This is a genomic window from Nocardioides sp. CFH 31398 (assembly GCF_022436705.1).
Lineage (GTDB): Bacteria > Actinomycetota > Actinomycetes > Propionibacteriales > Nocardioidaceae > Nocardioides.
Window position 1 is genome coordinate 19,103 of the sequence record NZ_JAKUHT010000005.1, and the last position, 11,553, is coordinate 30,655.

Consider the following 11,553-nt stretch of genomic DNA (forward strand, 5'->3'; position numbering starts at 1 on the left):
GATCCTGCTCCCTCTGCTCGTCCCGCGCCCGATCGTTTGCTCAGGCAATGATCAACCCCAAGGCGGTCGGGGTCCCGTCTATTCCCGTCCTAGGCTGACGGACGTGCCCGGCATCCTCGGCATCGGCGCGGACGACGCCTGCCCCTGCGACTCCGGCCTGCCGTACGGCGGGTGCTGCGGCCCGCTGCACCGCGGTCGCGTCGCCGAGACGGCCGAGGCCCTGATGCGGTCGCGCTACTCGGCGTACGCGCTGGGCGAGACCGACCACCTGTGGCGGACCTGGCACCCGCGCACCCGGCCCGAGCGGGTCACGGAGCGGGACGCCCTGGTGTGGCGCGGCCTGGTCGTCGAGGAGGTCGTCGACGGCGGGACCGACGACGAGGAGGGCGTCGTGCAGTTCACCGCGACGTACGACGGGCCGGCGGGGCGCGCGGTGCTGCACGAGCGCAGCCGGTTCGCCCGGCGGGGTGGTCGCTGGGTCTACGTGGACGGCGTGGAGCCCGGCCCGTCCTGAGCCCGGTCGAGCCGGTCGGCGTCGCGGGCCGCCCGGTGCCCGGCGCGGGCGCGGAAGGCGGCGGTGCTGTTCTCGTGCGGGAACGGCGCGTCGGGCACGGGGAGGTCCAGGGCCCGGCACAGCGGCTCCCACCCGTCACCGGGCTGCCACTCGACGAGGCGGTCGGCCCCGACCGCGGCGCGCACGTCGGCCAGCCGGCGCTCGTAGCCCGCCATCACGTCGGCCGGGTCGTCGGGGTCGGTGAAGTCGCCGTCGAACATCGCCCGGAACAGCGGGACCATCGGGTCGCGCGGGTCGCCGTCCGCGAGCTGCCGGTACCGGCCCAGCACCGTGGCCTCCATGCTGCGGTACCAGGTCGCGGCGTCCCCGCGGTGCGAGAGCAGGACGGGGGCGTCGGGGTAGGCCGCGGCGAGGTCGCGCCAGCAGGACGAGAACGGGGTGTCGACGCCGGCGGCGTACCCGGCGAGGAAGCGGTGCCAGTCCGGCGGGTCGCCCCGCATCGCCGCGACCCACGTCGGGGCGTGCTCGGGACGGTCGAAGGCCTCCCGCATGTGGTAGACCGGCGCGTCGAGCAGCAGGGTGAGGGCGTCGCGCAGCGAGCTCGTGCCGGTGCGGGGCAGGCCGGCCCCGACGAGCCGCAGGGTCATCCCGCGGGCTTGGCGGCGGGCGGGTCCTGCGACGGGTCCGGCACGGCCTCGAGGCGCGGCTGGACCGGCAGGCGCTCGGTCTCGACGTCGTCGTCGAAGACCACCTCCACCCGCTCGAAGCCCTTGTGCCGCTGGGCCCGGGCGTAGCCGGCGTACGCGCGACGGTCGGCCTCGGTGAGCTCCACGGCGTCCGTGAAGGGGGTCAGCAGCGCCCGGGGGTAGAGCCGGCGGGCGAGGACGACGTTGACCTCCATGCCGAGGATCGCGATGACGGCGGCGATGTAGATGATCCCGAGCAGACCGAGGACCAGGCCGAACGTCTGGTTCATCGAGGTGGTCTCCCCGAGCACCCGGGTGGCGTAGACCGTGCCGACGTACTGCAGGCCCTGCCACAGGACCGCCACGACGAAGGCGCCGGGCGCGGCGCTGGCGAGGGTGTGCTGGCGGGCGGCGGCGAGCCGGAACAGCAGCGTCAGCCCCATCCCGATGACCACCACGGTGGCGACGCGGATGACGACGCGGACGGTGTCGCCGAAGACCCCCGCCTCCGTCGAGGTGCCGACGGCGGAGACGACGGTGAGCGCGAGCACGGCGAGCCCGGCGGTCACGAGCAGGACCAGGCTCTTGAAGCGGAGCAGGAACGGGTTGGGGCGGCTGTTCCGCGGCACCGACCACGCGACGTTCATGGCGTTCTGGATGGCCTGACCCAGGCCGGAGGCGCCGTACAGGGCGGTCAGCACACCGACGACGATGGCGGTCAGGGAGCCCTGCAGGCCCTCGGGGCGGCCCAGCTGCTCCCCCACGATCGGGAAGTTGCTCAGCGCCGAGTCCAGGATCGCGGCCTGCAGGTCGGGGTTGCCCTGCAGGAGGTAGCCGAGGATCGAGCTCGCCAGCAGCAGGAGCGGGAAGATCGCGAGGAACGCGTAGAAGGTGATGATCGCGGCCAGGTAGTTGCCCTGGTCGTCGAAGTACTTGTAGATCGTCGCCAGGGGCATCGAGACCGGCTTGAAGCGTCGCTGGAACCGGTCCAGGACGTCCGCCACCGAGGCCACGCGGTCAACGGTAGTGCCGCCGGACCCGCGGCGGGGCATCCTCGACCCGCCCGGCGGGGGCCGTCAAGCCCTCCCCGGTGCCTCCTCAGCCCCAGAGCCCCAGGACCTGGCCCCCGATGCGGACGGCGAAGGCCGCCACCACGACCACGAAGAACGCCCGCACGAACGACGCGCCGCGGGCCACGGCGACCCGGGCGCCGACGTACGCGCCGAGGACGTTGCCGACGCCCATCGCGAGCCCGACCCCCCACAGCACCGCGCCCTGCGGCACGAAGACCACGAGGCTGGCGAGGTTGGTCGCGAGGTTCGCGAGTCGGGCGTTGGCGGAGGCGTCGAGGAAGCTGTAGCCGAGGGTCACCAGCCCGACGACGAGGAACGAGCCGGTGCCCGGGCCGAGGATCCCGTCGTAGAAGCCGACCCCGGCACCGACGACCATGGCGAGCACGGTGTGGCGCCGCGCCGAGTGGCGCAGCGCGGTCTCGGCGCCGACGTCCGGGCGCAGCAGCACCCACGCGCCGACCAGGACCAGGACGACGAGCACGATCGGGTCGAAGGCCCCGCGCGGGATCAGGTACGCCGTCAGCGAGCCCGCGACGGCGCCCGCGAACGCCACCGCCATCATCGGCGCGAACACCTTCGGGTCGGGCCTGACCCGGCGGTAGTAGGTCGCCGAGCTGACGCTGACGCCCATCGCGGAGGCGAGCTTGTTCGTCGCCAGGATCTCGACAGTGGCCGCGCCGGGCAGGGCCACGAGCAGGGCGGGGAGCTGGATCAGGCCCCCGCCGCCGACGACGGCGTCGACGAAGCCGGCGGTCGCGGCCGCGAGCACCAGGAGCGCCAGCACCGTCAGGGAGATCTCCGGTCCGGCGAGCAGGCTCACGCCCGCCACCGTCTCACCCGGCGCCCGGGGGCGATGATGGGGGCGTGCGGATCTGCTCGCTGCTGCCCTCGACCACCGAGATCTGCTTCGCGCTGGGCGCGGGCGACGACGTGGTCGGCGTGACGTTCGAGTGCGACCACCCGCCCGAGGCGCGGTCGCGGCGGGTGGTGTCGACGTCCGCGATGCCCGAGGGGCTGGACCCGGCGGGGATCGACGCCTGGGTCGCGGACGCCGCCCGCCGCGGGGTCGACCTCTACCGGCTCGACGCCGGCGCCCTCGCCGACCTCGACGCGGAGCTCGTGCTGACGCAGGACCTGTGCGCGGTCTGCGCCATCGACGTCGACACCGTCGCGGGCGCGCTGGGCCACCTCGGCAGCACCGCCGACGTCCTCACCGTCGACCCGCACACCCTCGACGAGGTGTGGGACTCGGTCCTGCGCATCGGCGAGGCCGTCGGGCGCCCCGAGGCGGCCGCGTCCCTCGTCGCGGACCTCCGGGGCCGGCTGGACGCCGTGGCGGCGCGCGTGGCCGGGCGTCCCCGACCGCGGGTCGCGGTCCTCGAGTGGCCCGACCCGCCGTACGCGCCGGGGCACTGGGTGCCCGAGATGGTCACCGCCGCGGGCGGCGAGAACGTGCTCGGCGAGCCCGGCGCCCGCTCGGTGCGGACGACGTGGGAGGCCCTCGCCGCCACCCAGCCCGACGTCGTGGTCGTCGCGGCCTGCGGTTACGACCTGCCCGCCACCACCGCCATGGCCGAGCGGATCCGCGCCGAGGGCCTGCTGCCGGACCACGTCCGCCTCCACCCCGTCGACGCCGACGCCCACTGGGTCCGCCCCGGGCCCCGCCTTGTCGACGGGGTCGAGGAGCTCGCCGCCGCCCTCCATCCCTGACGTCGAGTCGGCACGTCTGCGCACCCCCAGGACGTCGAGTCGGCAGATCTGCGCACCCCTGCACACCGGGTCGTGCGATGGCGCGTCCGGCCCCGGCCGGCCCCGGTGATCTCGTCGTCGTGCCGGAGGATCCCAGCGCCTGGCGCGCTGAGATCCTCCGCGCTGGCCCGGAGCACGACCCGACGTCGTACGACCGAGGGTCCACGCGCGCCGGGCGCGTCCGACCGGCCCTGCGCAGACGTGCCGACTCGACCCCGTACGGCTGCGCAGACGTGCCGACTCGACGTCCGAGGGGTCAGGAGGCGCCGAGCTGGTCGAGGAGGTCCTGGCGGGTGAGGACGCCGACGGGGCTGCCGTCGGCGAGCACCAGCAGGGCGTCGGCGGACTCCAGGGCGAGGACGGCGTCCTCGGACGGCGCGCTGACGCTGATGGTCGGCAGGGGCGCCGACATGTGGTCCTCGACCCGGTCGGTGAGGCGTGCGGTGCCGGCGAAGAGGGCGTCGAGGAGGTCCCGGTCGGAGACGGACCCGGCGACCTCGGCGGCCACCACCGGCGGCTCGGCGCGGACAACGGGCATCTGGGAGACGCCGTACTCGCGCAGGATGCCGACCGCCTCGGCGATCGTCTCCGCCGGGTGGGTGTGGACGAGGTCCGGCAGCCGGCCGTCCTTGCGGCGCAGCACGTCCTCGACGGTGCGGCCCGCGTGGGCGTCGTCCCCGGTGGCGAACCCGAAGCGGCTCAGCCACTCCTCGGAGAACACCTTGCCGAGGTAGCCCTTGCCCGAGTCCGGCAGCAGGACGACGACCACGGCGTCGCTGCGACCCTCGGCGGCGAGCTCGTGGGCGAGCTGCACCGCGGCGTACGCCGCCATCCCGCAGGACCCGCCGACGAGCAGCGCCTCCTCACGGGCCATGCGGCGGGTGAAGGCGAAGGAGTCCGCGTCGGAGACGGCGATGATCCGGTCGGCGACGGTGCGGTCGTAGGTGTCGGGCCAGAAGTCCTCGCCCACGCCCTCGACGAGGTAGGGGCGCCCGGTGCCGCCGGAGTAGACGGAGCCGACCGGGTCGGCGCCGATGACCTGCACGTCGGGGTTCTGCTCCTTGAGGTAGCGGCCGACGCCGGAGATGGTGCCGCCGGTGCCGACGCCCGCGACGAAGTGGGTGATGCGGCCCTCCGTCTGGCGCCAGATCTCCGGGCCGGTGGTCTCGTAGTGGGAGCGCGGGTTGTGGGGGTTCGAGTACTGGTCCGGCTTCCAGGCGCCCGGCTGCGCGGCGAGGCGGTCGGAGACGTTGTAGTAGGAGTCCGGGTGCTCCGGCGCGACGGCGGTCGGGCAGACCACGACCTCCGCGCCGTACGCCCGCAGGACGTTGCGCTTGTCCTCGCTGACCTTGTCGGGGCAGACGAAGACGCAGTGGTAGCCGCGCTCCTGGGCCACCATCGCGAGGCCCACGCCGGTGTTGCCGGACGTCGGCTCGACGATCGTCCCGCCCGGCTGGAGCAGTCCCTCGGCCTCGGCGGCGTCGACCATGCGGGTCGCGATGCGGTCCTTCACCGACCCGCCGGGGTTGAGGTACTCGACCTTCGCGAGCACCAGCGGCAGCTCGGCCGACGCCGTACGACGCTCCGCGGAGGGGCCGGGGCCGGACAGGACGCGGCGCAGCCGCACGAGCGGCGTGTCGCCGATCAGGTCGAGGACGGAGTCGACGTACTGCATGCCTCAACCCTAGGGCGTGGGGCCGGGCCCACAGCCGTTCACTAGAGTCCGGGGCGTGGGGAAAGCCGCAGCCGCTCGCAAGCTCGCGTCGGCCGCTGCCCTCGGCGGGGGCGGCATGACCGTCGCCGGCGCCGGGCTGTACGGCCTGCTGCGGGCCGAGGCGAAGGTCGCGCGCAGGATCATCGGGGTCCGCAGCGACGAGCCCGTCCCCGACGCGACCGGCTGGTACGGCCGCACCCGGCCGGGCCCGGCGTACCGGGTCGCCCTGATCGGCGACTCGAGCGCCGCCGGGTACGGCGTCAGCGCGGTCGAGGACACCCCGGGCGCGGCGTTCGCCTCGGGTCTCTCGCAGCGCGCCGACCGCCGGGTCTACCTGCGCAGCTTCGCCGTCGTCGGGGCGCAGACCAGCGAGATCGCCCCGCAGGTCGACGCCGCGCTGCTCATCGAGCCCGACGCCGCGATCATCCTGGTGGGCGCGAACGACGTCACCCACACCGTGATGCCGAAGGAGTCGGTGCGTCACCTCTCCGAGCAGGTGCGGCGGCTGCGCGACGCCGGCGTGGAGGTCGTGGTCGGCACGTGCCCCGACCTCGGGACCCTCAAGCCGATCGCTCCCCCGCTCAAGCAGGTCGCCCGCACGTGGTCGCGCCGGCTCGCGGCCGCGCAGACCATCGCGGTCGTGGAGGCCGGGGGACGCACCGTCTCGATCGGCTCGATCCTGGGCCCGGAGTTCGAGGCGGCGCCGGCGGTGCTGTTCGGGCCGGACCAGTTCCACCCCTCGGCGGACGGCTACCGGTCGCTGGTCGCGGTGATGCTGCCGTCGGTGCTGGCGGCGCTCGGTCTCGAGCCGGACGACGAGGAGCACCTGGAGGCCCTGCGCGGCGAGGCCGTCATGCCGGTCGCCCGCGCGGCGGTGGCCGCCGTCCGTCAGCCCGGCACCGAGCTGGGCGGCACGGAGGTCCGCGGCGACCGGCTCGGTGTCCGCGGCCGGTGGGTGGAGATGCGGCACCGCCGGCGCCGTCCGGCCGGCGAGGCCGAGAGCCCGGAGCTGCACGAGGCGGCGCAGGCCCCCGAGGGGGCCTGAGCGTCCCGTCCGCCCGCCGGACGTGCCGGGACGCGACGAGGCCCCGGCCGTCGTACGACCGGGGCCTCGTGCGTGAGGTGCTGCGGGGTCAGTCCTGGTTCAGGATGGCCAGCAGGCGGAGCAGGTTGGTGTAGATCCAGACCAGGCTCACGGTCATCGCGAACGCGGCGCGCCACGACTCCCGCTCGTCGAGCCCGGCGCGGATCCCCTGCTCGACGAAGTCGAAGTCGAGGATCAGCATGAACACGCCGAGCACGAGGCCGGCGATGGCGGTCAGCATGCCCAGGCCGCCCATGCCGAACAGGCCGGTCTGGACGCCGAAGAGGCTGAGGACGAACGAGATCAGGCTCAGGCCGACCATGCCGAAGACAGCGGCGACCACGAACTTGCGGAACTTGTCGCCCACCTGGATGTTCAGCACCTTGTACGCGGCGAGCGTGCCGGCGAAGGCCGCGAAGGTGCCGAAGATGGCCGGGACGATGATGCCGTCGGCGAAGGCGCCGAAGACCATCGTGAAGCCGCCGAGGGCCACACCCTGGACCGCCGCGAAGGCGAGCACGAGGGCGGGGCTGATGACCCGCTTGAACGAGTTGACCATCGACAGGCCGAACGCCACGAGGCTGCCGACCACGGCGACCGCGCCGGCGGTGGCGAGGGCCGAGGGCTCCTCGGTGACGGGCGGCAGGGCGATGTAGGTCGCCAGGGCGACGACGATGGTGAGACCGACCGACATCGCCGTCTTCTGGACGACCGAGTCGATGGTCATGGGCGACGACTTGTAGGGCGCCTGCTGCGGCGCGCCGCCCTGGGCGACGCCCCACCCGGAGGGGTCGGAGTAGCCCATGCCAGGCTGCTGGTAGCCGCCGTAGGGGGCACCGGCGTTGCGCTGCCCGTTGAACTCGGGGGAACGGTTGAACACCGGGTTGTTGCTTCTCATCAGTCTCTCCTCGAGGCTGGTTTGGTGGCCGCCTGCGGTGGCGGCTCGCCGAGGACCCAGGATATCCGGTCCTCACAGGAAACAACGAGGTTGCGGCCCGGATCGTTCCCGTCCCGGGCGCCGGGAGCCGTGACCCGGGCGACACCCCCGGTCGACAGCTCTCCCCGCCGTCGGGGAGGTGGGCCGGCACCTCTTCCTGGGGACGACGTGCCCCCGCTGGGACTCGAACCCAGAACTGATCGCTTTTAAGGCGACTCCCTCTGCCGGTTGGGGCACGGGGGCGTGGGCTGCACGCTAGCCATCGCGCAGCGCGCTCGACGCCCCACGGCCGGGAGGACGCGCCGACCCGGCGTCAGATCCAGCCCTGCTCCCGCGCGGTGCGGGCGGCCTCGGCGCGGGTGGCGGTCCCGGTCTTGCCGATCGCGGACGACAGGTGGTTGCGGACGGTGCCCGGCGACAGGTGGACGGCGGCGGCGATCCGGGCGACGGTGGCGCCGGTCAGGGCCTCGCGCAGGACGTCGGCCTCGCGCGCGGTGAGCGGGCTGGTGCCGCCGGACAGCGACTCCGCCGCGAGCGTCGGGTCGACGACGCGCAGGCCCGCGTGCACCCGTCGTACGGCGTCCGCCAGCTCCGCGGACGGGGTGTCCTTCACGACGAACCCCGAGGCGCCGGCCTCCATCGCGCGACGCAGGTAGCCGGGACGCCCGAAGGTGGTGACGACGAGGGTCCGCACACCGGGGAGCTCGCGCGCCACCGCCGCCGCGGCCTCCAAGCCGTCGGCGCCGGGCATCTCGATGTCGAGCAGGCACACGTCGGCCCCGGCCTCCCGGGCGGCGGCCACGACCTCGTCGCCGCGCCCCACCTGCGCCACGACCTCGAGGTCGTTCTCGAGGTCGAGCAGGGCGGCGAGGGCGCCGCGGACGAGCGCCTGGTCGTCGGCGAGCAGCAGGCGGATCACGGCCACGACACCTCCAGCCGGGTGCCGGGCGCGGTGTCGGTCACGGTGAGGACTCCGCCGGCCGCCGCGACCCGCTCGGCGAGGCCGCGCAGACCGTTGCCCTGCACCGTGCCCGCCACGCCCCGGCCGTCGTCGCGGACGACGAGCGAGTGCTGGCCCAGCTCGACGACGCAGCGGGTGGCCCCGGAGTGGCGCACGACGTTCGTGACGGCCTCCCGCAGCACCCACGCCAGCACGAGACGCCGGCGGGGGTCGACGACCGACACGTCGGCGGGCACCTCCGCGTCGATCCCGGCCGCCCCGAAGGCCCGGTCGGCGCCGGCCAGCTCCTCCCCCAGCCGCGCGACCCGCAGCCCGGCCACGGTGGCGCGGACCTCGGCGAGGGCCTCCCGACCCAGCGACTGGACGTCGGCCAGCTCGGCGACCGCCCGAGCGCGGGTCTCGGGGGTGTCCTTCTCCAGCAGCCTCTGCGCCAGCTCGGCCTTGGTCGTGATGACGGTGAGGCTGTGACCGAGGACGTCGTGGACGTCGCGGGCCACCCGTTCGCGCTCCGTGGCGACCGCCGTCTCCTCCTGGAGCACGCGCCGGGTCTCGCGCTGCTGCTCCATGCCGCGCAGGACCAGGCTGACGACCGTCATCAGGGCGACCAGCCCGAAGAGGAACGCGGCGGCCAGGTCGGCCGTCACCCACCAGGTGAGCCCGGCGAGCGCCGGGACCACGATCACGGAGACCGTCGCGACCCGCTGCGAGCCGAGCAGGCAGCACAGGACGACGACGAAGACGAGCATCCCCATCGCGGTCGAGCCGAGCTGCGTCGAGACCGCCGCCCACAGCGCCAGCAGCACCACCGCGAAGGCCGGCGTACGACGCTGGGCGGCGTCGGGGCGGCTGTGCTCGCCGACCCAGGCGGCGACGTACACCCCGGCGAAGGCGGCCAGCCCCGTCAGCAGCAGCGCCCGCACCCAGCCGGGCGCGTCGAGCTGGGCGGCGTCCACGACCGGGAAGACGAGGAAGGTCAGCCAGACGCTGGCGTACAGGATCCCCCAGCGCTCGGACGGCTCCGGTGCGGCGGGCGCGGCGAGGCTCACCGGCGCGCTCCTGGGCCCGTCACTGTCGCCCGCGACCGCGGCGCACCAGCCACGTCGCCACCAGCCCGAGGACCAGCGCCCACGCCCCCAGGTTGACCAGGGGCAGCCAGAGCGGGTCGGTCGCCGCGGTGCCGCCCGCGTTGTCCGGCAGCACGCCCTCGGTGATCGGGTAGCGCACCAGCGCAACGTAGCCGTAGAGCGGGGTGAACCGCGCCACGTCGAGGAGCGTCCCCGACAGCGGGATGAAGATGTTGCCCAGGAACCCGAGGACGACGACGATCCCGCCGATCGCGTTGACGGCGCCCTCGGTCCGGAAGGCCAGGCCCACGACCAGGCCGAACAGCGCGAAGACCCACGCCCCCGCGAGGACGGCGAGCAGGCTCAGCAGCCACGCCCGCGCGGTGCCCTCGGCGCCGGTGAGCACGCCCAGCACCGCGATGACCGAGACCGGGACGGCCGCGACCAGGACGGCGAGCGTCGCCTTGACCGCGACGTAGCCGGTGTCGCGCAGGGGCGTGAGCCCGAGCTGGCGGCCCCAGCCCTGCATCCGCTCGATCGCGGCCGCGCCCCCGACGCCGGTCGTCGCGGTCACCGCGCCGTACGCCGCCATCGAGACCATGATGTAGAGGGCGACGTTGCCGTTGCCCGCCGACTGCGAGCCGAAGTCCTGCGCGACGCCGAAGATCAGGTAGAAGAACGCCGGCAGGATCGCGACGAAGAACAGGGTGACGCGGTCGCGCACGAAGCGCTTGACCTCGAGGGCGAGGTAGGTCGTGTTCATCGGGGCCCCTCCTCGGGCTGGTTCTCGGGCTGGGTGAGGCTGGCGAAGGCGTCGTCGAGCGAGCCGGCGACGACCTCGAGGCCGGTCGCCGCCAGGTCGACGAGCAGCGCGCGGGCGACGGCGTCGGAGTCGGGGGCACTCACGTGGAGGCGGCCGCCCGACACCTGCACGTCGTGCACGCCGGGCAGCGCGGACGCCGCCGTGACGAGCCGGTCCCGCACGGCGGCGTCCGCGGGGGCGTCGACGCTGACGCTGCGTCCGGCGACGCGGGCGCGGATCTCGTCCGTCGTGCCGTCGGCGAGCACCCGGCCCGCGCCGATGACGACGATGCGGTCGGCGAAGGTGTCCGCCTCGGTGAGGTAGTGGGTGGCGAACACGACCGTGCGGCCGGTCGCCGCCTCGGCGTGCATGGCGTCCCAGAACTCACGGCGGGCCGTGACGTCCATGCCCGCGGTGGGCTCGTCGAGGACGAGCAGGTCCGGGTCGGGGATGAGGGCCAGCGCGAAGCGCAGCCGCTGCTGCTCGCCGCCGGAGCACTTCGACACCAGCCGCCCGCCCAGGTGCGCGATGCCGGCCCGCTCGAGGACGGCGTCGACGTCGCCGGCGCCGACGACGGACCGGGGGTACGTCGAGGCGACCAGCCGCACGGTCTCCGCGACGGTGAGGTCACGCAGCAGGCCGCCGGTCTGCAGCACCGCGGCCACCCGGCCGGCGGTCACGGCCTCACGGGGGCGCCGTCCGAACACGCGGGCGGTGCCGCCGGTCGGCTCGGTGAGGCCCAGGACCATGTCGAGGGTCGTCGTCTTCCCGGCGCCGTTGGGGCCGAGGACGGCGACGACCTCCCCGGTGTCGATGGTCAGGTCGACGCCGCGGACCGCGTGGACGTCGCCGTCACGGGTGCGGAAGGTCTTCTCCAGGCCGACCAGCTCGATGGCTGCCCCCGAGGCCGGGGTGGGTGCCGGTGTCGGTGCCGGGGTCGCGTTCGTGGACATGGCACGACTCTGGCGC

At 74.6% G+C, this 11,553-nt stretch carries 12 protein-coding genes and 1 tRNA gene; 3 read left to right on the forward strand and 10 right to left on the reverse strand.

Features of this window, described 5'->3' with window-relative positions:
• The first annotated feature begins 103 nt into the window (after positions 1-103).
• A complete protein-coding gene (locus MJ876_RS04740) occupies positions 104-514 on the forward strand; it encodes a YchJ family metal-binding protein (protein WP_308192561.1) in 411 nt (136 codons plus the stop codon).
• Here MJ876_RS04740 and MJ876_RS04745 read toward each other — a convergent pair.
• From MJ876_RS04745 to MJ876_RS04755, 3 genes are all read right to left on the reverse strand, one after another.
• Entirely contained in the window at positions 481-1,161 is a 681-nt protein-coding gene (locus tag MJ876_RS04745) for a sulfotransferase family protein (protein ID WP_240234926.1), read from the reverse strand. The genes MJ876_RS04740 and MJ876_RS04745 overlap by 34 nt on opposite strands.
• Positions 1,158-2,213, reverse strand: coding sequence for a YihY/virulence factor BrkB family protein (locus MJ876_RS04750; protein WP_240234927.1), 1,056 nt, complete (start codon positions 2,211-2,213; stop codon positions 1,158-1,160). The genes MJ876_RS04745 and MJ876_RS04750 overlap by 4 nt, the downstream gene beginning before the upstream one ends.
• 85 nt (positions 2,214-2,298) lie before the next feature.
• Positions 2,299-3,093 carry a TSUP family transporter gene (locus tag MJ876_RS04755; RefSeq protein ID WP_240234928.1) on the reverse strand — a complete coding sequence of 265 codons (795 nt, stop codon included), beginning with the start codon at positions 3,091-3,093 and terminating at the stop codon, positions 2,299-2,301.
• A gap of 44 nt (positions 3,094-3,137) precedes the next feature.
• Between MJ876_RS04755 and MJ876_RS04760 the strand changes: the two genes are divergently transcribed.
• The gene (locus MJ876_RS04760) at positions 3,138-3,983 is read left to right on the forward strand and encodes a cobalamin-binding protein (protein WP_240234929.1); all 846 of its coding nucleotides are present in this window, start codon (positions 3,138-3,140) and stop codon (positions 3,981-3,983) included.
• A gap of 295 nt (positions 3,984-4,278) precedes the next feature.
• On the opposite strand, the gene MJ876_RS04765 is transcribed toward MJ876_RS04760, so the two are convergent.
• Positions 4,279-5,697 carry a cystathionine beta-synthase gene (locus MJ876_RS04765; protein WP_240234930.1) on the reverse strand — a complete coding sequence of 473 codons (1,419 nt, stop codon included), beginning with the start codon at positions 5,695-5,697 and terminating at the stop codon, positions 4,279-4,281.
• Positions 5,698-5,752: 55 nt separating this feature from the next.
• On the opposite strand from MJ876_RS04765, the gene MJ876_RS04770 reads away from it, so the two are divergent.
• Positions 5,753-6,781, forward strand: a complete 1,029-nt coding sequence (locus tag MJ876_RS04770) for an SGNH/GDSL hydrolase family protein (RefSeq protein ID WP_240234931.1) — start codon at positions 5,753-5,755, stop codon at positions 6,779-6,781.
• Between the two features lie 88 nt (positions 6,782-6,869).
• On the opposite strand, the gene MJ876_RS04775 is transcribed toward MJ876_RS04770, so the two are convergent.
• The 6 genes from MJ876_RS04775 to MJ876_RS04800 form a co-directional block, all read right to left on the reverse strand.
• Positions 6,870-7,718 carry a Bax inhibitor-1/YccA family protein gene (locus MJ876_RS04775; protein ID WP_240234932.1) on the reverse strand — a complete coding sequence of 283 codons (849 nt, stop codon included), beginning with the start codon at positions 7,716-7,718 and terminating at the stop codon, positions 6,870-6,872.
• Between the two features lie 208 nt (positions 7,719-7,926).
• A tRNA-Leu gene (locus MJ876_RS04780) sits at positions 7,927-8,000 on the reverse strand.
• A gap of 70 nt (positions 8,001-8,070) precedes the next feature.
• Entirely contained in the window at positions 8,071-8,676 is a 606-nt protein-coding gene (locus MJ876_RS04785) for a response regulator transcription factor (RefSeq protein WP_308192572.1), read from the reverse strand.
• Positions 8,673-9,764, reverse strand: a complete 1,092-nt coding sequence (locus MJ876_RS22115; RefSeq protein WP_240234934.1) for a sensor histidine kinase — start codon at positions 9,762-9,764, stop codon at positions 8,673-8,675. The genes MJ876_RS04785 and MJ876_RS22115 overlap by 4 nt, the downstream gene beginning before the upstream one ends.
• Positions 9,765-9,783: 19 nt before the next feature.
• The gene (locus MJ876_RS04795; protein ID WP_240234935.1) at positions 9,784-10,545 is read right to left on the reverse strand and encodes an ABC transporter permease; all 762 of its coding nucleotides are present in this window, start codon (positions 10,543-10,545) and stop codon (positions 9,784-9,786) included.
• Complete coding sequence (locus MJ876_RS04800; protein ID WP_240234936.1) at positions 10,542-11,537, reverse strand: ABC transporter ATP-binding protein; 996 nt, start codon at positions 11,535-11,537, stop codon at positions 10,542-10,544. The genes MJ876_RS04795 and MJ876_RS04800 overlap by 4 nt, the downstream gene beginning before the upstream one ends.
• Between the last annotated feature and the right edge of the window lie 16 nt (positions 11,538-11,553).